Below are 22,895 nucleotides of genomic sequence, written 5' to 3'. Positions count from 1 at the left end.
CTACTCCGGGAATCGTTTCAGCCGTGCCTGGCCACGCCGGCGGCCAGTTCGGATGGCGTACCGACGCTGCCGCCGCGGATTTGCAGCGCCTTCGACGCCGCCGGGTCGTAGCAGCCCTGCAGCGACTGGCCGGCGACGTAGGCGCCCTGCGCCGCCAGCGCCACCGCCGCGTCGACGCAGGCCGGATCGCTGCCGCTGAGCAGCAGCACCGAGCTCTGTGCCGCCGGCAGCGCCGCGATCAGGTCCCTGGCGACGGTCGCGCCGGCCACGAAACGGACGCTGCCCTCCTCGACGCCGGCGGTGACGTCGTTCGGCAGCACGTGGACCTGCGCGCGCTTGGCCATGTCGCCGGCGCCGGCCAACACCACCGGCATCGGCGAGACGCGCTCGAGCTGCTTGACCAAGTTGTCGTAGCGGCCGCCGTCGAGGCGCAGGTGCACCAGCACCGGGCGCGGGAAACCCGCCGGCAGTTCGGCCAGCACGCGACGCCCCGCGTCCGGACCGCCGATCCCGGCGAACAGCACCACTGCGCCCTGCGCCGGCGGCTCCGCTTGCGGTTGCACCGGCGGCGGCGGCGAAGGCGCCGACGCGGCAGGCGCGCCGTCCAGCGATTCCAGCTCCAGCGACAGGCCGCCGAACGGCGGCGGCACTGCGGCCGGCTCCGCCGGTTGCGGCCGTGCCGGCGTGGCCGGTGCAGCATCCAGTTCCTCCAGTTCCAGCTTCAGGCCGCTGGGCAGCGGCTTGGACGCGACGGGCGGAAGCTCGGGCGGCAACGGCGGCGGTTCGGCCCTGCGCGGCGGTTCCGGCACGGGGTCGGGGTCGGGTTCGGGGTCGAGGCGCGGTCCGCCGAAGCCATCGACCAGTTCGTTGTCCAGCGTGCGCGTCGGCGGCTGCCAGGCCTCGGGTTCGTCGCTCAGCGACAACGGCTCGTCCGACAGCGACAGGAGACCGCTGTCCGCATCCGGGCCATCGCCATCGCCTTCGCCGGGCAACAGGCCGTCCTGCGGCAGCGCCGGCGCGGTATCGCGCGCTTCGCGCACATGCGGATCGAAGGTGTCGCCGGCGTGCAGCTGCGCCGGCGTCGCCGGGCGGCCGGGACGCAGTTGCGCGACCTTGTCGGCTTCGTCTTCCTCGTGCCCGGGCGGCAGCACGTCCTGGTGGCCGTGCAGCTTGGCCGCCAGGTGCCGCGCCCAGCGCTGCGCGCTCCAGCCTTCGCGCTGCGCGGCCAGTTCGGCGTCGTCGAAGATCACGCTGATCTCCGGGTCGTGCAGCACTTCGCCCAGCCGTTGCAGGCTGTCCTCGATCACCGGCTCCAGCGCGACCAGCAGCACCTGCGGTGCGGCCGCCCTCAGCGCGACGGCGTCGACGCCGGCCGGGTCGGCCTCGATCACGACGTCGGCGCCGACTTCGCGCAGGGTCTGGCGCAGCTTTTCGCGCGCCGCGCCCTCGCGCGCCAGCAGGGCTACGCGCCTGGATTCATTCGCGGACACGGGCGATTCCCAGCAGGTCGTAGACGTTGCGCATCAGGTCCAGCTCCTGGTACGGCTTGCCCATGTAGCGCTGCACGCCGATCTCGAACGCGCGCTGGCGGTGCTTGTCGCCGGTACGCGAGGTGATCATGACGATGGGCACGTTGCGGAAGCGCTGGTCGGCGCGCATCGCGGTGGCCAGCTCGTAGCCGTCCATGCGCGGCATTTCGATGTCCAGCAGCATCAGGTCGGGGATGCGTTCCTCGAGCCGCTCCAGCGCCTCGACGCCGTCGCGCGCGGCGACGACCTCGAAGTTGTGGCGTTCCAGCACGCGGCCGGTGACCTTGCGCATGGTCAGCGAGTCGTCGACCACCATCACCAGCGGCACGCGCCGCTGTTCCGGCAACTGCGCGGCGGAAGCGTGCGCGAGCGCCGGCTGCGACAGGTGGCGGCGCACCAGCGGCGCGGCGTCGAGGATCACCACGATGCTGCCGTCGCCGGTGATCGTGGCGCCGTAGATGCCGGGGATCGAGGCCAGCTGCGGGCCGACCGGCTTGACCACGATTTCGCGGTTGCCGAGCACTTCGTCGACCGCCACCGCGGCGTGCAGGTCGCCGGCGTTGACCAGCAACAGCGGGATCTGCGCCTCGCCCTCGGCCTTGGCCGGGTCGTGGCCGGTCAAGGCGCCGAGGTCGTGCAACGCGTATTCCTGGCCGCCGTACAGGTACTTGCCGCCGGCGACGTCGTAGCGCTCGCGGGCGATGCGGCCGATGCCGCCGACCGCGGCGACCGGCACCGCGAACTGGGTTTCGCCGATCCGCACGAACACGGCCTGGGTGACCGCCAGGGTCTGCGGCAGGCGCAGGGTGAAGGTGGTGCCCCGGCCCGCTTCCGAACCGATGTCCAGCGAACCGCCGAGCTGGCGCACTTCGCTGTAGACCACGTCCATGCCGACGCCGCGGCCGGCCAGCTGGCTGACGCTTTCGGCGGTGCTGAAGCCGGATTCGAGGATCAGGCGCTCCAGCTCGGCGGGGCTCGGGGTCGCGCCCGGCGCGATCAGGCCGCGCGCCTCGGCGCGCTTGCGGATCGCCTCGTGGTTGATGCCGGCGCCGTCGTCGGAAATCTGCAGCACCATTTCCGAGCCTTCGCGGCGCAGCCTGATGCGCACCGTGCCCTCGGCGTCCTTGCCCGCCTTGCGGCGCACGTCGGGCGTTTCCAGGCCGTGGGCGACCGCGTTGCGCATCAGGTGTTCCAGCGGCGCGGTCATGTGTTCGAGCACGTTGCGGTCGAGTTCGCCGTGCGCGCCGTCCAGCTCCATGCGCACCTGCTTGCCGGTTTCCGCGGCGGCCTGGCGCAGCACGCGGCGCAGGCGCGGCACCAGGCCGTCGAACGGCACCATGCGCGCGCGCATCAGGCCGTCCTGCAGTTCCGAGCTCACGCGCGACTGCTGTTGCAACAGGCTGTCGTACTGGCGCGACAGGTCGTCGAGCACGCCCTGCAGGCCGGTCAAGTCGGCCGCGGATTCGGCCAGCGCGCGGCTGAGCTGCTGCAGCGTGGAGAAGCGGTCCAGTTCCAGCGGGTCGAACGCGGGGTCGCCACGGTCCTGCTCGCGCTGGTAGCGCGCGACGATCTGCGCTTCGGTCTCGAGGTCGAGGCGGCGCAGCTGGTCGTGCAGGCGGGTGTTGGTGCGGTCGAGTTCGGCCATCGCGCCGCGGAACGCGCCCAGCTGCTGCTCGAGGCGCGCGCGGTAGATCGCGACTTCGCCGGCGTAGTTGACCAGGCGGTCGAGCAGGTCGGCGCGGATGCGCACCTGCTCCTGCGAGGCCTGCGGGAAGAACTCGGTGTCGGCCGCGACGGCCGGCGTGGCGGCCTGCTCCGTGGCGACGGGTTCGGCGACCGCTTCGCCGATCTCCACCGGCGCCGACAGCGGCGCCAGTTCCGGCGCGTGCGCCGGTCCGGCGTCGGCGGCACCGGGAACCGGCAGCGACCGGCCTTCGGAACGCGCGTTGAATTCGGCGATCAGCTCGGCCGGTATCTTCACCGCGCGGTGCGCGCTGGTCTTGGCCAGCAGCGCGTGCAGGCGGTCGAAGCCGCGTTCCAGCGCGCGGACGCCGTCCAGCCCCAGGTCGACGCGCTGCGCGGCCACCTGCTCGAGCAGCGACTCGATCGAGTGGCCGAGGTCGCCGATGGCGTTGATGCCGGCCATGCGCGCGCCGCCCTTGAGCGTGTGCAGGTCGCGCTGCAGTTCGAGGACCAGGTTGCGGTCGTCCGGGGCCTCGCGCAGCTTGGCGAGCACGCCGTCGGAATGGTCGAGCAGGTCGGCGCCTTCCTCGGCGAAGATGTCGACGAGGTCGAGATCGAGTTCGGCGGCGTCGAGTTCGCCGGCATCGATGTCGGCCATCACCGCCGGCTGCGGCGCCGGCTCGGGCGCCAGCACCGGCGCCTTCAGCGGCGGCAGCTCGACCGCCGGTTCCGCGGCGACGGGCTCCGCTTCGGCTGCAGCTTCCTCGACGGCCATTCCTTCGGTGGCCGCTTCTTCGGTAGCCGCTTCTTCGGTAGCCGCTTCTTCGGTAGCCGCTTCTTCGGCAGCCGCTTCTTCAGCAGCCGCTTCTTCGGCCGCGGCTTGTTCGGAAACCGGTTCCTGGATCGCCGTTTCTTCCGTCGCCCCGGCTTCGATGGCTTCCGCTTCGACAGCTTCCGCCTCGACGATTCCGGTTTCGACAGCCGGCTCCGGCGTCGCGGCGTCTTCCAGCACGACCTCCTCGACCTGCAGGTCGTCCGGCGCCAGCGGCGGCACGACGTCGTGCGCTTCCGGGGACGGTTCCGCTTCCGCGACCGGTTCGGCCGACGCCAGCGAGATCTCCTCGATCTGCAGTTCCGCCCCGGCCGGTTCGAGCGCGATTTCCTCGATCCCCACGCCCGGTTGGCCGTCCGCGTCTTCGAGGCTGATCTCCTCGACTTCGAACGAAGCGGCGTCGTAGCCGATGTCGGCGATTCCGGCCGCTTCGTCGCTGAACGGCTCGACCGCTTCCGGCTGCCGGTCCTGCGTCGGCGCGGCTGCGCCGGCCGGAGCGCCGGGTTCCGGCGCGGCGAGGTAGGCCGACAGATCGTTGTCGACCAGTTCCGCGAGTTCCAGCGCATCCGGCGCCAGCGGCGGCGCGATCGGCGGCAGCGCCTCCACGTAGGCGCCCGCCGGCGGTTCCGCCGCGACCGGCGCCGGCGGCAGGCTGTCGCGCAGCGCGGACAGGCGCGCGGCAAGCTCGGCGAACACCGGCACGCGCGGCGCCGGCGTGCGCAGCGCGGCCATCGTGCCGCTGATCGCCTGCGCGCTTTCGGCCAGCGCGACCACGCCGGCGTCGGACACCGGCACGTTGGCCGGCAGCAGGCGCTTGAGGTATTGCTCGGCCGCGCCGGTGACCTCGGGGATTTCCGGCACGTCGGCCATCGCGAACGCGCCGTTCATGGTGTGGAACGCGCGCAGCAGCGCCTCGCTGGCCGGCTGCGGCGCGGATTCGGCGCGCGCCAGCCAGTCGTGCACGGTTTCCAGATGGTTGGCGACCTCGGTCTCGAGGATCTCGCGCAGCACGCCGTCGACCTGCGCCGGGGTGCCGTCCAGCGGCGGCGCGGCGGCCACCGGGGCCGCGGCTGGCGCCGGCGCGGGTTCGTCGAAGCGCGGCAGGCCGACCGGCGCGGTATAGAACGCGTCCTCGCCGGCGGCGATGCGGTCGGCGACTTCCTTGATGCCTTCGATGTCGGCCCACACCGCCTTGCGCCCGTGCAGCGCGGCGTTGAGCTGCGGCAACGTGTCGCTGGCCTGCCCGAGCAGCGCGAGCACCGCTTCCGACGGCGGCCGCGAGCCGTCGAGCACGCGGTTGAGCATGTTCTCGATCTTCCAGCTGAACTCGCCGAGCATGCCGGCGCCGACCAGGCGGCCGCTGCCCTTCAGCGTGTGGAAGACGCGGCGGATCGGCCGCAGCTTCTCCAGGTCGTCCGGCGCGGCGCGCCATGTCGGCAGCAGACGCTCGAGGTTGGCGATTTCCTCGTCGAATTCCTCGAGGAAGACCTCGCGGATCTCGTCGTCGATGTCGCCGCTGCGGGTGTCGAAACCGCCCTGCTCGGGACCGATCGCGGTCGCCGGCACCGCATCCGCCGTTTCCGGCGGTTGCGTGACCAGGGTGGGCGCGGGCGCGGCCCTGGCGACCACCGCATCGACCAGCGCGGCGGTGCTCGGCTCGATCAGCCCGGCCGCGACCGCCGGCGGCTCCATGGCCGCCGCGGGCACCGGCGCCGGCGCTTCTTCCGCTGCCGCCGGTTCCGGTTCTTCTTCCGCGGCGACGGTTTCCTCGACCGCCAGCTCGGGCGGCAGCGGCCAGTAGCGCAGGGCTTCGAGGCTGCTGCGGGTGATGTCGAGGATGTCGCCCTGGTTCGGGCGCTTGTCGCGCAGCGCCTCCAGGTAGTACTCGAGGCTGGCCATCGCGTCGGCCAGCGTGTCCAGCTGCTGGCCGCCGGGCACGCGGCGCCTGCCGATCAGTTCGTTGCCGACGTAGCGGCGCACGCCTTCGACGTAGTCGGCCGCCTGCGCCAGGTCGAGGATGCGCAACGCGCCGGCGACTTCGGCCAGCAGGCGCGGCACTTCGGCCAGTTCGGCATGGTCCCAGCCGGTTTCGATGAAGGCGACGAAGCCTTCGCGCGCGGCGGCGAAGTTGGCGATCGCCTCCTGCGCCAGCGCGCCGATCGTGTGCTGCGCGTCGGTGGCGTGCGCGCCTTCCTCGTGGCTGCCGGCGGCACCGAGGTTGGCGACCTGGCTGTCGAGCGAGGCGTCGACGTAGAGCAATGCGCCGGCGATGTTGAGCAGCGCGCCTTCGTCGGCCCGGCGCTGGCCCGCGACCAGCGCGGACAGCGCGTCGCGCTGCTGCAGCACCACGTCGCGTGCGGCGCCGAGGCCGAGCATGCCGAGGGTGTCGGCGACGCTGGACAATTCGCCGACCTGCGGCTGCAGCGCGGCGATGTCGGCGCCGGTGCGCATGTGCAGGTCGAGCGCGTCCTTGACCCGCATCAGCTCTTCCTTGACCACGCCGCCGACGGTGTCGAACAGCGCGCGGTTGCGGCCGCTGATGCTGCTGCGGGCGTGGTCGACCTCGGCCTCGCTGGGCGCGGCCGCGTCGAGCTGGAAGGTGGCGCGCAGCTCGTCCAGCGCCGGGTGTCGCGACGACGATTGCGCCACCGCGTACAACAGCTGGCGGGTGGGTTCCTGGCCCGGCGGCAGGTCGACGTCGGCGCCGTCCTGCTGCCAATGCTGCAGCGCGCGGCCGAGGCCGGCGAAGCCCTGGCGCAACGCATCCGACGCCGCCAGCGCGCCGTCGCGCAGGGCTTCGGCGACCGAGGCGGCGACCCACAGCGAGCGCCGCGCCACGGTCTTCTCGACGCTGCCCGACAATTCCTTCAGCGCGGCGGCCAGCCCGACCGGGTCGCGCGGCGCGCCGCCCTCCGGCCAGCCCGCCAGCGCCTGTTCGAAGCTTTGCCGCGCCGCATCGATGCGACCGCGCCGCGCCTGCCACGGCATCGGCTCCGGCAGCGGCACGCTGGTCGGCAGCGGACGGTCCAGGTCGGGGGCGAACAGCACGCTTTCGCTGAGCCCGGGCGCGCCGCGCGCCGCGCGGATGTCGTTGAGCAGCGGCAGCAGCACGATCGGGATGTCGCGGTGCCCGCCCTGCAGGCGCTCCAGGTAGTCCGGCAGCAGCACGGTGCCGCGCATCAGCGTGGCGCAGGCCTCGTCGCGGTCGGCCGCCTTGCCGTCGTGCAGCGACTGCGCCAGCAGCTCCAGTTCCTCGGCAACCATCGCCGGCGCGTACAACTCGACCATCTGCAGCGTGCCCTGCACCTGGTGCAGGTAGCCGGCGCACAGGTGCATGCGCGCGGTGTCGTTCGGATCCTCGGCGAAGAATTCGACCTCGGCCCGCGCCAGGCGCAGGGTCTCGTCGAGCTCCGGCTTGACCCAGCCGAGCGCCGCCTGGCTCATCGCGTCGCGCAGCGCGTTCACCGGCGCACCCCCGCCGCGGCCGCGAACCGGCCCGCGCTGTGGATCATGTTGTCACGTCCGCTGTTCATTCCTTGCTTGGCCCTCGTCCTCAGCCCGGCAGCTTGAAGTCGGCGACCGAGCGGCGCAGGTCCGCGGCCAGTTGCGCGAGGTGTCCGATCGACTCGGCGGTCTGGTTGGCGCCGAGCGACGTCTGCGAGGTGATCTGGCGGATCACGCCCATGGTCTGGGTGATGTCCGACGCCGCGGCGGACTGCTGCTGCGCCGCGCCGGAGATGTTCTGGATGAGCTGGTTCAGGTCGCTCGACACGCGTTCGATCTCGCCCAGCGCGGTGCCGGCGTCCTCGGCCAGGCGCGCGCCCGACACCACTTCCGCGGTGGTCTGCTCCATCGAGCTGACCGCCTCGTTGGTGTCGGACTGAATGGCCTGGACCAGCGATTCGATGCGCCGGGTCGCGTTCGAGGTGCGTTCGGCGAGGCGCTGCACTTCGTCGGCCACGACCGCGAAACCGCGGCCCGCTTCGCCGGCCGAAGCCGCCTGCACCGCCGCGTTCAACGCGAGGATGTTGGTCTGTTCGGAAATGTCGTTGATCAGTTCCACCACCGAGCCGATTTCCTGCGACGACTCGCCCAGGCGCTTGATGCGCTTCGAGGTCTCCTGGATCTGGTCGCGGATCTGGTCCATGCCGCGGATCGTCTCGCGCACCACGCCGGCGCCCTCGGTCGCGATCTGCACCGAGCGCTGCGCCACGTCGGCCGATTCGGTCGAGTTCCTCGACACCTGGCCGATGGACGCCGCGATTTCGGTGATGCGCTCGGAGGCGTTGTTGATCTGGTCGGCCTGGTGGCCGGCGGCCTCGGCCAGCTGCAGCGCGGTGGCCTGGGTTTCCTGGGTCGATGCGGCCACCTGCACGGTGGCGTCGTTGATCGTGGTCACCAGGTTGCGCAGCTCGTCGACGGCGTAGTTGATGGCGTCCGCGATCGCGCCGGTCATGTCCTCGGTCACCGACGCCTTCACGGTCAGGTCGCCTTCGCCGAGCGAGGAGATTTCGTCCAGCAACCGCATGATCGCCTGCTGGTTGCGGCTGTTGAATTCCACCTGCGCCTGGTAGCGCGCTTCCTGCTCGCGCTGGCGGCTGCGGTAGAAGCTGTACAGGAAGCCGCCGATCGAGATCAGCAGCATGACGCCGCCGACCACCGACCACCAGAAGTTCGGGAAGATGCGCGTGTCGCGGGTCGAGCCGAACGCGGAGAACGCATCGAACACGCGGCCGCTGTCGGCGAGCATGCCGTCCGAGCCGGCGACCAGCGCGGCCGCCGCTTCCTGCGCGGCGAACAGCGGCTTGGAGTTGTCCTGGATGTTCTTCAGGTCGACGGCGATCGTCGTCCACTGCGCCTGCGCCGCGCGCACCGCGGCCTGCGCCGCGGGGCTGCGCAACGGCGCGATGCCCAACTGCGGGTTGCCCTTGCCGAGGCCGTCGAGCACGCGCCCGAACAGCACCGAGTCGCGCGCCAGCGACTCGCCGGCGCCGGCCGCGCCGGCGCCGCCCGCGCGGATTTCGGTCACCCGGCGCGCCATGGTGCTGGCCACGCCCACCTGCTGCAGCGCGGTGTACAACTGCGCCGAGGTCGCGCCGCCCTCGCTCATCGCGCGCAGCATTTCGCTCAGCTGCGACTGCAGCATCGGCATGCGCCCGGCGAACTGGTCGGCGGCGGCCGACACCTTCGACACCGCCTCGCGGCTGGCCAGCACGCGGTCGGCGCTGGTGCGCAGCGGCGCCCAGGTATCGACCAGGCGCTTGATCGGCCCGGATACGGTCGGCTCGCTGCCGTAGCGGCTGTTCAGCGTGGTGATGGCCTTTTCGATGCCGTCGCGGGTTTCCTTGAAGGAGGCGAACGCCTCGATCCGGCCGTCCACCGCCTCGCGGCCCTGGTTGGCCAGCTGCTGCGACAGCACGCGCAAGTCGGACGCGCCGGCGCTGGCGCCGGACAGGCGGCTGCCCATCCACGCCGACACCGCGGTGTTGGCGCCGAACAGGATCACCGAGATCGCCAGCAGGACCAGCCAGAAACTGGTGCCGAGGCCGCCGGTTTTCCTGGCGTTGGCGGTATCCGGTGCAGTGCTCATTTTTTTCGCTTCCCCAGTACTACGAAATTGAACGAATGTCGGTCAGTGCGCCCGCCGCGTCACAACGCGGCCTGGCGGAATTCGGGCGTGCGCGCCAGCAGCGACAGCGCGAACACGCCCCAGTCGTGGTCCTCGCTGCGGTACGCCTGCTTGACGAAGTTGGCGTAGCGGCCGCCGGCCAGTTCGCCCGGCTCGACCGCCTGCTCGGGATCGAAGCCGCGCTGGCCGTACAGTTCGTCGATGGTCAGCGCCACGTCGCCGCCGGGCTGGCGCATCACCAGCACGCGCTGGCCCTCGTGCAGCACGGTGCGCTCGCCCTCGAGGAACTGCTTCAGGTCGATCACCGGGAACAGGTTGCCGCGCAGGTTGCCGATGCCCAGCAGCCACGGCTGCGCCCCCGGCACCGGCGTGGTCGGCGGCAGGCGCACGATTTCGACCACTTCGTCGAAGCCGGAAACCAGGCGGCGGCGGCCGATGCGGTAGCCGACCCCGCGCCACTGCTCGCGCGCGGCCTCGCGCGCCGGCTGGGCCACGGCGTGGGCCAGGCTGCGGCGTTCGAAGTCCTCGAGGATGTCGAACGGCGATCGGTTCATGGCGCTGCCCCCTGCGGCGCTCAGTGGCTTACGTGGGTGCGGATCGCGTCGAGCAGTTCCTCGCGCGTGAACGGCTTGGTGAGGTACTGCTCGGAGCCGACGATGCGCCCGCGCGCCTTGTCGAACAGGCCGTCCTTCGACGACAGCATGATCACCGGCGTCGACTTGAAGACCTGGTTGTTCTTGATCAGCGCGCAGGTCTGGTAGCCGTCCAGGCGCGGCATCATGATGTCGACGAAGATGATCTGCGGCTGCTGGTCGGCGATCTTGGCCAGGGCCTCGAAGCCGTCGGTGGCAGTGACTACCTCGCAGCCCTCGCGCTTGAGCAGGGTTTCCGCGGTGCGACGGATGGTCTTGGAATCGTCGATCACCATCACCCTGAGGCCGCTGAACGCGCCGGCCGGGCTGTCTTTCTCGGTCATTAGCCTTCTCTGTTCCCCATGCATGGCGCCGTGCATCCCCGGCGCCATTGCGACAAGGCTTTATATTCCAGTCTTGGCACATACTGTCAAGACACGCGTTCCGGGGCCGCCGGGCCGGCCGCCGGGAAAACGAGAACTGCGTCGCAGTTGCCGCCTGCTACCATTTTCGCCCGTTTTCGTTGCCGGAATAAGGCGAAACCAGCCATGACCCTCGACGTCGTCGTCGTGATGGACCCGATCGGCTCCATCAAGATCGCCAAGGACACCACCTTCGCCATGCTGCTGGAAGCGCAGCGCCGCGGCCACCGCCTGTGGTACGTGCGGCCGGGCGGGCTGGCGGTGCGCGGCGGCACGCCGCTGGCCACGGTCGCGCCGCTGGCGGTCAAGGACGACAAGGCCGGCTGGTTCAGCCTGGGCGACTGGCGCGAGCTGGCCTTCGGCCCCGGCCAGGTCGTGCTGATGCGCAAGGACCCGCCGGTCGACGCCGAATACCTGCACGACACCCACATCCTCGACCTGGCCCGGCACGCCGGCGCGCTGGTGCTCAACGACCCGCGCGGCCTGCGCGACTACAACGAGAAGCTGGCGGCGCTGCTGTTCCCGCAGTGCTGCCCGCCGAGCCTGGTCAGCCGCCACGCCGGCGAGCTGAAGGCGTTCGTGCACGAGCATGGCGATGCGGTGCTGAAGACCCTGGACCTGATGGGCGGGCAGTCGATCTTCCGCGCCCGCACCGGCGACCCCAACCTCAACGTGATCCTGGAAACGCTGACCCACGGCGGCCGCAGCCTGGCGCTGGCGCAGCGCTACATCCCGCAGATCAGCGAGGGCGACAAGCGCATCCTGCTGATCGACGGCGAGCCGGTCGACTACGCGCTGGCGCGCATCCCGCAGGGCGACGAGTTCCGCGGCAACCTGGCCGCAGGCGGCCGCGGCGAAGGCCGCCCGCTCGGCGAGCGCGACCGCTGGATCGCCGCACAGGTCGGCCCGGAAATGAAGCGCAACGGCATGCTGTTCGTCGGCCTGGACGTGATCGGCGACTACCTGACCGAGGTCAACGTCACCAGCCCGACCTGCGTGCGCGAACTGGACGCACAGTTCGGCCTGAACATCTGCGCGAAACTGTTCGACGCGATCGAGGCGAAGGTAGGATGAGCGTCGACCGCCCTTCCCGCTTGCGGAAGGGACTGGCCCGAACGAACCCGTAGCCGCAATGTCCGCCACCGCCCCCGTCGCCCCGCCCAAGATCGGCGAGAACGAGCGCTTCAGCGCCACCCTGGCGCTGTCGCTGGTCGTGCACGGCATCCTGGTGCTGGGCACGGGCTTCGCGCTGGGCGAGGCCGCGCCGGTGCTGCCGACGCTGGACGTGATCCTCAGCCAGACGCAGACCCCGCTGACGCCGAAGGAAGCGGACTTCCTCGCCGCGGCCAACCAGCAGGGCGGCGGCGACAGCGACATCGCCAAGCGCCCGCGCGACAGCCAGGCCGGCTGGGTGCCGCAGGCGCAGACCGGGCTGGCGCCGCAGCCGCTGCGCGCGCAGTCGCCGGACGCGGTGCCGCCGCCGGAAGCGCGGGTGCTGACGACGAAGGACAGCGAGCTGAAGGTGCCGCCGCAGCAGACAAAGCCGCAGCCGGACACGCCGGACCTGCCGAAGGGCGAGGCGAAGATCGAGCACGATGCGGAGATGGCGCGGCTGGCGGCGGAGATCCACCTGCGCAGCGAACTGTACGCGAAGCGGCCGAAGCGCAAGTTCGTGTCGGCCAGCACCCGGGAATACGTGTACGCGAACTACCTGCGCGCGTGGGTCGACCGCGCCGAGCGCGTGGGCAACCTGAACTATCCGGACGAGGCGCGGCGCAAGCGCCTGGCCGGGCAACTGGTCATCACCGTGGCGGTGCGCCGCGACGGCTCGGTGGAACAGACCCACATCATCCAGTCCAGCGGCATCCCGCTGCTCGACTCGACCGCGCTGCGCATCGTCAAGCTGGCCGCACCATTCCCGCCATTGCCGGAAACCAGCGAAAACGTCGACATCCTGCACGTCACCCGCACCTGGCAGTTCCTGCCGGGCGGCGAAGTGCGGGACGAGTAGGGGGATTTGCTTATGGCGAATGATACGAGCGCCCCGCACGATCGAGCCGCTGAGGTCGAACGCTTGCTGGATTCAGACGAAACCATGCTCGGAAGGTTTTGGCAGTACGAAAAGCTCGGCCTGACCCCGCAGGAAATGGCGGAGCAAGAAGAAACCGCGACTTTCGGTTGGGTATATAACTGCAGGCGCCTAGTCCGAGTCCTCCGTGACGGCGAGGTTCCAACTGCCCCGGCAGTCGCACAACAAGCAGCCCGCAAAGTAAGAGCTTGGCTAAAGAACAACAGCCTTAGCAATCAGCTACGACTTCAGCTCGAAGACCAGGAAAAATTGCTTTCTTCCCGCGCGGAAGATCGTCAGGCCCAGACCGAAGAGACCGTAGCTGCGGTAAAGGCTTCCGAGTCTGCGGAGGCCGCAGGCACACCTGGAATTTACGTCTATACCTTGCCGCACTATCTACGGCACCCTATCGATCCAGACACTGGAAAAACGCTTCTTAAGGTTGGGCATTCGACCAAGGACGCCTATTACCGTGCCGGCTCTGCAAATCGCCTCACGGCTTTACCCGAAGACCCGATCTTGCTTCGCATCTATCCAACATCAGAGTCATCCGCAGCAGAGAAAGAATTCCACACATGGCTGCGTTCAGCCGACCATTCTGGTGCGCGCGGCAATCGGACTGGCACAGAGTGGTTTGTCACATCCCTTAAATTTCTTGACCGGATCGCCGCGAGTCTCAAGCTAGAAATTAGGGCAATTACTGACTTTGATCTTGTCGAGTAGCAAGAGCGTCATCGCACGCGGAACGGAAAGCAACCGAGCAAGTCCGGCTCTACAAAGAAGCCAGTGAAGGTGATAGCGGATTCTGGCGTCCTCCATCCCAACAACGGAGCCAGAGCAAATATTCGTTTCCATCCAAGAATTCACTTGGACCCAATTCAGCCACGCTCCGACTCGCCCACCGTGCGCAGCTCATCGACGTGGCACTGCAGTTCCGGCTGCCTCGCCAGCGGCCTCTTCCTTTGCCACGCGCAGACGGCTGCGCGGCCATGCGATGCGTACGGCGACGCGGCGTCCTTGCCGGCGCTTCGTTCACCTGGCGCGCAATGCCTTCTGCTCTTCCAGCGTCAACGCCACGTTGTTGCGAAGGTACGCCGGTTCGATCAGCTCCGCCGCAACCGCTTCGCCGCGCGCGTAAGCCAGTGCCGCCAGCTTCGCCACGTCGGCGGCATGCGGCAGCGAAGAGGCGTCGATGCGACTGAAACGGTCGTGCAGGCGCGACTGCAGCGCAGCGGATTCGGCGGCGAAACCGGTGCCGACACCGATCCAGTCGTCGTCCTGCCCCGGCAGCGCGCAATCCGCCGGTGCGACCACCACTTCGTCGCCGGTCGCCAGCACGTCGTCGCCATCGCGGCGGAAGGTGGCGGCATAGACCTCGCCCATGCGCGCGTCGATCGCGGCGAGGATGCGCCCGCCCTGCCCCTGCGCGGCCAGCGCACGCAGCGTCGACACCGGCACCACCGGCCGGTCCAGCGCCAGCGCGATGCCCTGCGCCAACGCGATCGCCAGGCGCACGCCGGTGAACGCGCCGGGGCCGCGGCCGACCGCGATGGCGTCGAGCTGCGACTTCTTCACGCCCGCCCCGGCCAGCAATTGCTCCGCCCACGGCAGCGACAGTTCCGCGTGCCGGCGCGGCGCGACCTCGAAACGCTCGACGACTTCGCCATCCAGGTAGAGAGCGACCGAACAGGCTTCGGTGGCGGTTTCGAAGGCGAGGAGTTTCATTGGCCAGAGGATCGTTATCGATTCGGGAGATTATCGCTTTTGCCCGTCGTTCCCGCTTTCGCGGGTATGACGGGCCGGAGATCGCAGGCCGCCGCTACCGGCCGCCGGCTACCGGTTCCTCTCTCGCATCCTCGCCTGCCATTGCGAAGAACGCCTCCACGTCGCGCACGTCCCGCGTCCGCGCGAACGGCGGCAGCGAGTCGAGGAACACCTTGCCGTAGGACTTGCCGCTCAGCCGCGGGTCGGCCAGCACCAGCACGCCGCGGTCGGTTTCGCTGCGGATCAGCCGGCCCACGCCCTGCTTCAGCGCGATCACCGCCTGCGGCAGCTGCTCGTCGCGGAACGGGTTGCCGCCGCTGCGGCGGATCGCGTCCAGGCGCGCCTCGAACACCGGATCGTCGGGCGCCGCGAACGGTAGCTTGTCGATCGCGACCACGCTGAGCGCATCGCCGACCACGTCGACGCCCTCGCGGAAACTCGCGGTGCCCAGCAGCACGCCGTTGCCGGATTCGCGGAAGCGCTGCAGCAGCGTCGCGCGCGGCGCCTCGCCCTGCACGAACAGCGGCCATGGCGCGTCGCGCAGCGACTCCGCCGCCTCGCGCAGCGCGCGGTGCGAAGCGAACAGGACGAAGGCACGGCCTTCCGACGCATGCAGCACCGGCAGCAGCGCCGCGACCAGCGCGGTGCCGTAGCCGCGCGAATTCGGCTCCGGCAGGTCCGCCGGGAAATAGCACAACGCCTGGTGCGCCCAGTCGAACGGGCTCGGCTGCAGCAGCGTATGCGGATCGTCCAGGCCCAGGCGCAGCGACAGATGGTCGAAGCTTTCGCCGACCGCCAGCGTCGCCGACGTGAACACCCACGCCGCGCGCGATTTCTCGCGGTGCTCGCGCAGCGGCCCCGACACGTCCAGCGGCGTGCGCTGGCAGCGGAAGCCGCGCTGGCTCAATTCGTACCAGTAGACGTCGCTGTCCTTCGGCTCGGTCCTGCGCTCGTCGAACTCCTCGTCCTCGCCGATCTCGAAGACGCGCTGCCCGCCCTCCATCCAGCGCTCGAGGCGCGACACGACGTCGACGTTCCGCGCAAGGCAGGAATCGAACCCCGGGGACGCTTCCTTCAGGGATTCCAGCACGTCGCGCAACTCGACCAGCGCCTCGAACAGGTTGTCGAAACCGGCCTCGACTTCGCGCTTCCCGAGCGCGCGCCCACGCGTCCCGCGCACCGGCAGGCCTTCCATCGCCGCGCGCAGCTCGCGCAGCGCCTGTTCGACCGCGCGCACGGCCGGCTGCATGCTTGCGAGCGCGCCGGGCACGTCCCTGCATTCGCCGAGGCAGTCGCGCAGCAGTTCCTGCAGCGGGCGCATGCCGAAGCTTTCGCCGAAGAAGTTCGCCGCCAGTTCCGGCAGCTGGTGCGCCTCGTCGATGACGAAGGCCTGCGCGCCGGGCAGGATCTCGCCGAAGCCCTCCTGCTTCAGCGCCAGGTCGGCGAGCAGCAGGTGGTGGTTGACCACGACCACGTCGGCGGCCTGCGCGCGCTGCCGCGCCTGCACCACGAAGCACTCCTCCCAGAACGGGCACTCGCTGCCCAGGCAGTTGTCGGTGGTCGAGGTGACCATCGGCAACAGCGGCGAATCGTCGGCCAGGCTGTCGAGTTCGGCCATGTCGCCGAACTGGGTGCGCCCGGCCCAGGCGACGATGCGCTGGAACTGGCCGATCTGCTCGCGCGTGGTGAAGCGCGGCTCGCCCCGGGTCTTTTCCAGCCGGTACTTGCAAAGGTAATTCGCGCGCCCCTTCAGCAGGGCCGACTTGTGGCCCACGCCCAGCGCCTTGCGCACGCGCGGCAGGTCGCGGTGGTAGAGCTGGTCCTGCAGCGCGCGGGTGCCGGTCGAGATGATCGTCTTCATCCCCGACAGCAGGGTCGGCACCAGGTAGGCGAAGGTCTTGCCGGTGCCGGTGCCGGCCTCGGCCAGCAGGGTGTCGCGCGCATCGAAGGCGTCGGCGATGGCCTCGGTCAGGCGCAGCTGTGCCTCGCGCGGGGCGAAGCCGTCGAGTTGGCTGGCGAGTGCGCCACCGGCGCTGAGCGCTTCGCGGCTGGCGGCGGCGAGACGGGACATGTTGCGGGGGAACCGGAAACGGAAAACCCCGGAAGCTTATCGCTTCCGCCCCGGCCGCGCCCCGGCCGCGCACGGCCGGGGCCTGCGCATTCGGATTTTTCCTACACGAGCCGGCAGCTTTTTCCGATACCCCGGCGGCGGCGGCGCGGCGATGCTTCGCCACGCCCCGCCGCCTTTACCGGCACGGACGTCCAGCAACAGGGATTCGGTGGAAAACCCTTCCACGGCTGGCCGGGGCGCTTCCTTCTTCCGTCCGGGTGGAGCATGTCCGTGTCCGTACTGCAGATCGTCGAATCCTGGGGCGGCTGGAGCCTGATCGACGACGGCAAGCCGTCGCTGTGGTTCCCCGAGCGCGAAAAAGCGCTGGAAATCGCCCACATCATGGCCGACGCGCGCAACCTGTTCGGCGGCATCAGCACCATCGTCCAGAGCGTGCACAACGGCAAGGTCGAAGTGCTGGCGAAGTACTGAGGCCGCGCCGGCCGGCACCGGCTAAGCAGCCTGCGTCCAGCCAGGACCCGCGGCGGCCGCGCGGGCCATGCTGCAGCACACCATCGCGCCGCCGGCAGCGTCGGGCCGCCTCCGCCATACGCCGTAGTATCCTTTGGCCTCCCCGGTCATGGAATCGCGGCATGTCGAACCTCTGGCGCCTGGCAATCCCGTCCGTCCTGTTGCTTGCGCTCGCCGCCTGTAGCGGCGGCCCGGTGCGGCGCGTCTCCGAGCCCGCGGCCAGCATCCAGCAACTGACCGTCAACGCCGATGGCAGCTGGAAGGTCGCGCTGCGCCTGCAGAACTACAGCAGCATCCCGATGCGCTTCGACAGCGTGGACCTGGCCGTCAGCGTCGGCGAACAGGACGCCGGCCGGCTGCGCGTCGCGCCCGCGATCTCGATCGGCCCCGAGTCCGCCGACGTGGTCGACGCCACGCTGGCGCCGTCGGCGATGGCGAAGATCGTCGTGGCCGACGCGCTGGCCGCGCGCCGCACCCTGAACTACGCGCTGAAGGGCAGCGTCACCGCGACGCCGGAAGAGCGCAAGGCCAGGACCTTCGACGTCGATTCGCACAACAGCCTCAACCCGGCGCCGGGCCTGGACGGCGTGTTGCGGTAAAGACGGAAATGCGTGGAGAGGCGTGAGGAACGAGAGAACCGTCCCTACCCTGCCTTCCGCTCCCTCACTTCCCACTCCCCTCCACTCACTCCTCACTCCGCACGACATGAGCACCTACAAAGCACCGCTGACCGACCTCCGTTTCGCCCTGTACGACGTGCTCGGCGTCGAGCGGCAGTTCGCCGAACTCGGCTACGAGGAAGCCAGCCGCGACGTCGTCGACGCGGTGCTGGACGAAGCCGCGCGCTTCGCCGAAACCGTGCTCGCCCCGCTCAACGCGGTCGGCGACGAAGCCGGCAGCAAGTTCGACAAGGCGACCGGCGACGTGACCGCGGCGCCGGGCTTCAAGCAGGCCTTCGCGCAGTTCGTCGAAGGCGGCTGGACCGGCCTGACCGATTCGCCCGAATACGGCGGCATGGGCATGCCGAAGGTCCTCGGCGGCGTGCTGACCGAGATGGTCGACGCGGCCAACCTGGCCTGGGGCAACTTCCCGATGCTGTCGCACGGCGCGGTCGAGGCGCTGAAGCGCTACGGCCAGGACTGGCAGAAGGAGTTCTTCCTGAAGCCGCTGGTCGACGGCCGCTGGACCGGCACGATGTGCCTGACCGAGCCGCACGCCGGCACCGACCTGGGCCTGCTGAAGACCCGCGCCGAGCCGAATGCCGACGGTTCGTATTCGATCACCGGCACCAAGATCTTCATCACCTGCGGCGAGCACGACCTGGCGCCGAACATCGTGCACCTGGTGCTGGCGCGGCTGCCGGACGCGCCGCCCGGGCCGAAGGGCATCTCGCTGTTCGTCACGCCGAAGTTCAAGGTCGGCCAGGACGGCGCGGTCGGCGAACGCAACGCGCTGCGCTGCGGTTCGATCGAACACAAGATGGGCATCCACGGCTCGGTGACCTGCGTGATGAACTTCGACGGCGCGCAGGGCTGGCTGGTCGGCGAGGCGAACAAGGGCCTGCAGGCGATGTTCGTGATGATGAACTCGGCGCGCCTGGGCGTCGGCGTGCAGGGCCTGGGCCTGAGCGAACGCGCCTACCAGAACGCGTTGCGTTACGCCCGCGAACGCCTGCAGACGCGGTCGCTGTCGGGCGCGAAGTTCCCCGACAAGCCGGCCGATCCGATCATCGTGCACCCGGACGTGCGGCGCATGCTGCTGGCGCAGAAGTCGCTGGTCGAAGGCGGCCGCCTGCTGTCGCTGCACGCGTACTCGCTGCTCGACGAGGCCGAGCACGCGAGCGACGCCGCACAGCGGGAGAAGGCCGAGACGCTGGTCAGCTTCCTCACCCCGATCTCGAAGGCCTGCCAGACCGAGTGGAGCATCGAGAACACCTACAACGCGATCCAGTGCTTCGGCGGCCACGGCTACATCCGCGAGCACGGCATGGAGCAGCTGGCGCGCGACGCGCGCATCACCACGCTGTACGAAGGCACCACCGGCATCCAGTCGCTGGACCTGATGGGCCGCAAGACCGCGGCCACGCAGGGCGCGGGACTGAAGATCTTCCTCGGCATGGTCGAGGAATTCGCCAAGGCGCACGAAGGCGACGCGGAACTGGCCGAGTTCATCGGCCCGCTGCACGCCAAGGCCGCCGAGTGGGCGCAACTGACCACCGGCATCCTGCAGCGCGCGGCGCAGAATCCCGAGGAAATCGGCGCAGCCAGCACCGACTACCTGTTCTATTCCGGCTACGTCGTGCTCGCCTACTGGTGGGCGCGCAGCGTCGCCGCGGCGCAGGCGTCGTCGCAACCCGAGGCGTTCAGGCAGGCCAAGCTGGAAACCGCGCGCTTCTACTTCGCCCGCATGCTGCCGCGCACGCTGGCGCACAAGGCCGCGATCGAAGCCGGCGCCGAGCCGTTGATGGCGATGGCAGCGGAGCGGTTCGGCGATTGAATCGCACGGGCAACGATCCGCATCCAACGGACCCCGGAGCACCGCCGGCTTGCAGCGGCGGCTTTCTTGCCTGCCGGCCCGCTTCGGCAATGCCGAAGCCGGGTAATTGGCCGTGGCCGGTTGTTTCAGCCGCCGCCTCCACGACCCGCGGCCCGGATGCCTGAACCGCGCGAGCCGAACGTACTCCACGGCTTCATCGATCGTCTCGCGCACCTGTTCATGATTGCCTGCGGCGATCCGCACCTCCCCGTCTCCACCAAGACCGTCCGAGACCGCAACCTTCGTTGATCATTAGGGACATACTGTCCGGGCAGGGACTTTGCGAGGATCGGCGATGAAGCAGCATGTCCGCTATGTCACTTCCTCCGACGGCGTCAACGTGGCCTGGGCCGAGCTGGGCCGCGGCATGCCGCTGGTCAAGGCGGCAACCTGGCTGACCCACCTGCAATACGACCTGGAAAGCCCGGTCTGGTCGCACTGGACCGGTTTCCTCGGCGAGCACTTCCGCTACATCCGCTACGACGAACGCGGCTGCGGCATGTCCGATTGGCAGGTGCCCGACCTCGCTTCGTCGACACACTGGCTCGACGACCTCGAGGCGGTGGTCGACGCGGCCGGCATCGACCGGCCGTTCGCGCTGCTCGGCATCAGCCAGGGCGCCGCCACCGCGATCCGCTACGCGGTGAAGCATCCGCATCGCGTTTCCCACCTGATCCTGTACGGCGGCTACGCGCTGGGCTGCAACCTGCTGGACGATCCGCCGAACGCGCGCGACACGTTCCGCGCCGTGCGCGAGGCGATGCGCGTGGGCTGGGGCAGCAACAACCCGGCTTTCCGCCAGTTGTTCACTTCGCGCTTCCTTCCGGACGGCACCCAGGCGCAACTGGACTGGTTCAACGAACTGTGCCGGCGCACGGTGCCGCCCGGCAATGCCTGCGCGCTGATGGACGCACGCGGCGATGTCGACGTCCACGGGTTGGTGCCGCAGGTGCGCGTGCCGACCCTGGTGCTGCACGCCCCGAGGGACGCCGTCGTGCCGTTCAGCCAGGGGCGCTACCTCGCCGGCAATATCCCCGGCGCCGGATTCGTCGAGCTCGACTCGGGCAACCACGTCCTGCTGGAGAACGAGCCGGCATGGGCCGAATTCCGCCGCGCCGTGCTCGAATTCACCGGTCTTGCCGCAACGGCGGATCAGGAGTCGTCGGCGCTGAGCCGCCGCGAACGCGAAATCCTCGCACTGCTGTGCGAAGGCGCCAGCAACGCGCAGATCGGCTGGAAGCTGGGCATTTCCGAGAAGACCGTGCGCAACCACGTGTCGCACCTGTACGCGAAGATCGGGGTGCGCAGCCGCAGCGAAGCCATCGTCCGCAGCCACCGCCACGGCCTTCCGGCCTGAACCGGGACATTTGTCCCGCGCTGGCGGGCACGGATGCCGGGAACGGGACAAATTTCATCTTGGCGCGCATTCGTTCGGCGCCCAGGCTGGCCGGGTCCGTTTCCGATCCCGAGACCGTTCCGATGTCCCGCTTCTTCGCCCTGCTCTACGGTGCCGCCTGCTATGCGGTGTTCTTCCTCACCTTTCTCTACGCGATCGGTTTCGTCGCTGGCCTGGGCGTGCCCAAGCACGTCGACAGCATCGCCACCGGCGATTTCGCCACCGCGCTGCTGGTCGATGTCGCCCTGCTCGGCACGTTCGCGCTGCAGCACAGCGGCATGGCCCGTCCCGGCTTCAAGCGTTGGTGGACGCGGCTGGTACCCGGGCCGATCGAACGCAGCACCTACGTGTTGCTGTCGAGCCTGGCGCTGATCCTGTTGTTCTGGCAATGGCGGGCGCTGCCGCAGGCAATCTGGCGCTTCAACGACGAAACCGTCCGGCTGGCGCTGTACGGGCTGTCGGCCATCGGCTGGCTGCTGGTGCTGAGCGGCACCTTCATGATCAACCATTTCGACCTGTTCGGCCTTCGGCAGGTCTGGCGCTACAGCCGGGGCCGGCACGAAGACGGCAGCATCCCGCCATTCGTCACCCGCGCCTGCTACCGCATCGTCCGCCACCCGCTGATGCTGGGTTTCCTGATCGCGTTCTGGTCCACGCCGACGATGACCCTTGGCCACCTGCTGTTCGCGCTGGCGACCACCGGCTACATCCTGATCGCGGTGAAGTTCCTCGAGGAACGCGACCTGGTCGCGACATACGGCGATACCTACCGCGAATACCAGCGCAACGTACCGATGATCCTGCCGCTGCCGAAGCGCAACCGTTCGGCGCGGGGCTTGCATGGCACGCCACAGGCACGATGAGCCGGACCGAATGACCGGTGCGGCGGCGATGCAGGCGCATCGCACCGGTTCGCGGCAGAATGGCGGCGCATGCACCACGTGGCCGCCGCCAACCTCGATGCCCTGCACGCCTTCATCGAAGGCCACTCGCGCCTGTTCGTGATCACCGGCGCCGGGGTCAGCACGGATTCCGGCATCCCCGACTACCGCGACCGCAACGGCGAGTGGAAGCGCACGCCGCCGGTAAGCTTCCAGGCTTTCATCGGCGACGATGCGACGCGCCGCCGCTATTGGGCGCGCAGCCTGGTCGGCTGGTCGCACTTCCGTCGCGCGCGTCCGAACACCGTGCACCGTGCGCTCGCGGCCCTCGAAGCGCGCGGCAAGGTCGAACTGCTGCTGACCCAGAACGTCGACGGCCTGCACCAGCACGCCGGCAGCCGGCACGTCGTCGACCTGCACGGCCGCCTCGACACCGTGCGCTGCCTGCGCTGCGAAGCGCGCACGCCGCGCGAAGCCCTGCAGCGCGAACTGCTCGCACGCAACCCGCAATGGGCCAAGTTCGACGCCGGCATCGCCCCGGACGGCGACGCCGACCTCGACGGCCACGATTTCTCGCGCTTCGACGTGCCCGACTGCGCAACCTGCGGCGGCATGCTGAAGCCGGACGTGGTGTTCTTCGGCGAGAACGTGCCGCGCGAGCGCGTGGCCGACGCCAGCCGCCACCTGGCGCTGGCCGATGCCGTGCTGGTCGTCGGCTCGTCGCTGATGGTGTATTCGGGTTTCCGCTTCGTGCATGCGGCGTCGAAGGCCGGCCTGCCGATCGCGGCGGTCAACCTGGGCCGCACCCGCGCCGACGGCCTGCTGTCGCTGAAGATCGAATCGCCCGGCGCCGAGGCGTTGCAATACCTGCTCGGGAACGCCGCCGCAATGGGCGACCGGCCGCAACGGGCGGCGCGGGCCTGAAACCGATGCGCTGGCGCGG

General features: G+C 69.8%; 16 protein-coding genes. 9 read left to right on the top strand and 7 right to left on the bottom strand.

Features of this window, described 5'->3' with window-relative positions:
- Positions 1–17 precede the first annotated feature (17 nt).
- The 5 genes from CSC71_RS03340 to pilG all read right to left on the bottom strand — a co-directional run bounded on the left by CSC71_RS03340 (position 18) and on the right by pilG (position 10,649).
- A complete protein-coding gene (locus CSC71_RS03340) occupies positions 18–1,490 on the bottom strand; it encodes a chemotaxis protein CheB (RefSeq protein ID WP_162372929.1) in 1,473 nt (490 codons plus the stop codon).
- Positions 1,477–7,509, bottom strand: a complete 6,033-nt coding sequence (locus tag CSC71_RS03335; protein WP_246191940.1) for an Hpt domain-containing protein — start codon at positions 7,507–7,509, stop codon at positions 1,477–1,479. The genes CSC71_RS03340 and CSC71_RS03335 overlap by 14 nt, the downstream gene beginning before the upstream one ends.
- Positions 7,510–7,597: 88 nt before the next feature.
- On the bottom strand, positions 7,598–9,634 hold the full coding sequence (locus tag CSC71_RS03325) for a methyl-accepting chemotaxis protein (RefSeq protein ID WP_162372928.1): 2,037 nt from the start codon (positions 9,632–9,634) through the stop codon (positions 7,598–7,600).
- Positions 9,635–9,693: 59 nt separating this feature from the next.
- On the bottom strand, positions 9,694–10,227 hold the full coding sequence (locus CSC71_RS03320; protein WP_162372927.1) for a chemotaxis protein CheW: 534 nt from the start codon (positions 10,225–10,227) through the stop codon (positions 9,694–9,696).
- A 20-nt stretch (positions 10,228–10,247) separates the two neighbouring features.
- Positions 10,248–10,649 (bottom strand): twitching motility response regulator PilG, encoded by a 402-nt coding sequence (gene pilG / locus CSC71_RS03315; RefSeq protein ID WP_162372926.1) that lies wholly within the window; start codon positions 10,647–10,649, stop codon positions 10,248–10,250.
- Positions 10,650–10,853: 204 nt separating this feature from the next.
- Between pilG and gshB the strand changes: the two genes are divergently transcribed.
- The 3 genes from gshB to CSC71_RS03300 are packed head-to-tail and all read left to right on the top strand — an operon-like array spanning position 10,854 to position 13,518.
- Positions 10,854–11,801: a glutathione synthase gene (gene gshB / locus CSC71_RS03310; protein ID WP_162372925.1), complete on the top strand. Its 948-nt coding sequence runs from the start codon at positions 10,854–10,856 to the stop codon at positions 11,799–11,801.
- 58 nt (positions 11,802–11,859) lie between these two features.
- Complete coding sequence (locus tag CSC71_RS03305; protein ID WP_162372924.1) at positions 11,860–12,738, top strand: energy transducer TonB; 879 nt, start codon at positions 11,860–11,862, stop codon at positions 12,736–12,738.
- Positions 12,739–12,750: 12 nt separating this feature from the next.
- Positions 12,751–13,518 carry a GIY-YIG nuclease family protein gene (locus CSC71_RS03300; RefSeq protein WP_162372923.1) on the top strand — a complete coding sequence of 256 codons (768 nt, stop codon included), beginning with the start codon at positions 12,751–12,753 and terminating at the stop codon, positions 13,516–13,518.
- Positions 13,519–13,827: 309 nt separating this feature from the next.
- Here CSC71_RS03300 and tsaB read toward each other — a convergent pair whose 3' ends face one another.
- On the bottom strand, positions 13,828–14,520 hold the full coding sequence (gene tsaB / locus CSC71_RS03295) for a tRNA (adenosine(37)-N6)-threonylcarbamoyltransferase complex dimerization subunit type 1 TsaB (protein ID WP_162372922.1): 693 nt from the start codon (positions 14,518–14,520) through the stop codon (positions 13,828–13,830).
- Positions 14,521–14,614: 94 nt separating this feature from the next.
- Entirely contained in the window at positions 14,615–16,630 is a 2,016-nt protein-coding gene (gene yoaA, locus CSC71_RS03290) for a DNA repair helicase YoaA (protein WP_162372921.1), read from the bottom strand.
- Positions 16,631–16,900: 270 nt separating this feature from the next.
- Here yoaA and CSC71_RS03285 point away from each other — a divergent pair, with 270 nt between their 5' ends.
- The 6 genes from CSC71_RS03285 (at position 16,901) to CSC71_RS03260 (ending at position 22,876) form a co-directional block, all read left to right on the top strand.
- The gene (locus tag CSC71_RS03285; protein WP_162372920.1) at positions 16,901–17,101 is read left to right on the top strand and encodes a hypothetical protein; all 201 of its coding nucleotides are present in this window, start codon (positions 16,901–16,903) and stop codon (positions 17,099–17,101) included.
- Positions 17,102–17,262: 161 nt separating this feature from the next.
- The gene (locus CSC71_RS03280) at positions 17,263–17,739 is read left to right on the top strand and encodes an LEA/WHy family protein (RefSeq protein ID WP_162372919.1); all 477 of its coding nucleotides are present in this window, start codon (positions 17,263–17,265) and stop codon (positions 17,737–17,739) included.
- A 106-nt stretch (positions 17,740–17,845) separates the two neighbouring features.
- The gene (locus tag CSC71_RS03275) at positions 17,846–19,636 is read left to right on the top strand and encodes an acyl-CoA dehydrogenase C-terminal domain-containing protein (protein ID WP_162372918.1); all 1,791 of its coding nucleotides are present in this window, start codon (positions 17,846–17,848) and stop codon (positions 19,634–19,636) included.
- A gap of 334 nt (positions 19,637–19,970) precedes the next feature.
- Positions 19,971–21,032, top strand: a complete 1,062-nt coding sequence (locus tag CSC71_RS03270) for an alpha/beta fold hydrolase (protein WP_162372917.1) — start codon at positions 19,971–19,973, stop codon at positions 21,030–21,032.
- 122 nt (positions 21,033–21,154) lie between these two features.
- On the top strand, positions 21,155–21,934 hold the full coding sequence (gene mddA, locus CSC71_RS03265; protein ID WP_162372916.1) for a methanethiol S-methyltransferase: 780 nt from the start codon (positions 21,155–21,157) through the stop codon (positions 21,932–21,934).
- A 69-nt stretch (positions 21,935–22,003) separates the two neighbouring features.
- On the top strand, positions 22,004–22,876 hold the full coding sequence (locus CSC71_RS03260) for an NAD-dependent protein deacetylase (protein ID WP_162372915.1): 873 nt from the start codon (positions 22,004–22,006) through the stop codon (positions 22,874–22,876).
- Positions 22,877–22,895: the final 19 nt, after the last annotated feature.

The sequence above is a fragment of the Pseudoxanthomonas sangjuensis genome (assembly GCF_010211755.1).
Lineage (GTDB): Bacteria > Pseudomonadota > Gammaproteobacteria > Xanthomonadales > Xanthomonadaceae > Pseudoxanthomonas_A > Pseudoxanthomonas_A sangjuensis.
Note: the sequence above shows the minus strand (reverse complement) of the source record. Positions and strands in the feature narration are given on the sequence as shown.

Coding starts and splice junctions, on each gene's coding strand:
- CSC71_RS03325 (WP_162372928.1), bottom strand. CDS start 9,634: ATGAGCACTGCACCGGATACCGCCAACGCCAGGAAAACCGGCGGCCTC.
- CSC71_RS03320 (WP_162372927.1), bottom strand. CDS start 10,227: ATGAACCGATCGCCGTTCGACATCCTCGAGGACTTCGAACGCCGCAGC.
- pilG (WP_162372926.1), bottom strand. CDS start 10,649: ATGACCGAGAAAGACAGCCCGGCCGGCGCGTTCAGCGGCCTCAGGGTG.
- gshB (WP_162372925.1), top strand. CDS start 10,854: ATGACCCTCGACGTCGTCGTCGTGATGGACCCGATCGGCTCCATCAAG.
- CSC71_RS03305 (WP_162372924.1), top strand. CDS start 11,860: ATGTCCGCCACCGCCCCCGTCGCCCCGCCCAAGATCGGCGAGAACGAG.
- CSC71_RS03300 (WP_162372923.1), top strand. CDS start 12,751: ATGGCGAATGATACGAGCGCCCCGCACGATCGAGCCGCTGAGGTCGAA.
- tsaB (WP_162372922.1), bottom strand. CDS start 14,520: ATGAAACTCCTCGCCTTCGAAACCGCCACCGAAGCCTGTTCGGTCGCT.
- yoaA (WP_162372921.1), bottom strand. CDS start 16,630: ATGTCCCGTCTCGCCGCCGCCAGCCGCGAAGCGCTCAGCGCCGGTGGC.
- CSC71_RS03280 (WP_162372919.1), top strand. CDS start 17,263: ATGTCGAACCTCTGGCGCCTGGCAATCCCGTCCGTCCTGTTGCTTGCG.
- CSC71_RS03275 (WP_162372918.1), top strand. CDS start 17,846: ATGAGCACCTACAAAGCACCGCTGACCGACCTCCGTTTCGCCCTGTAC.
- CSC71_RS03270 (WP_162372917.1), top strand. CDS start 19,971: ATGAAGCAGCATGTCCGCTATGTCACTTCCTCCGACGGCGTCAACGTG.
- mddA (WP_162372916.1), top strand. CDS start 21,155: ATGTCCCGCTTCTTCGCCCTGCTCTACGGTGCCGCCTGCTATGCGGTG.
- CSC71_RS03260 (WP_162372915.1), top strand. CDS start 22,004: ATGCACCACGTGGCCGCCGCCAACCTCGATGCCCTGCACGCCTTCATC.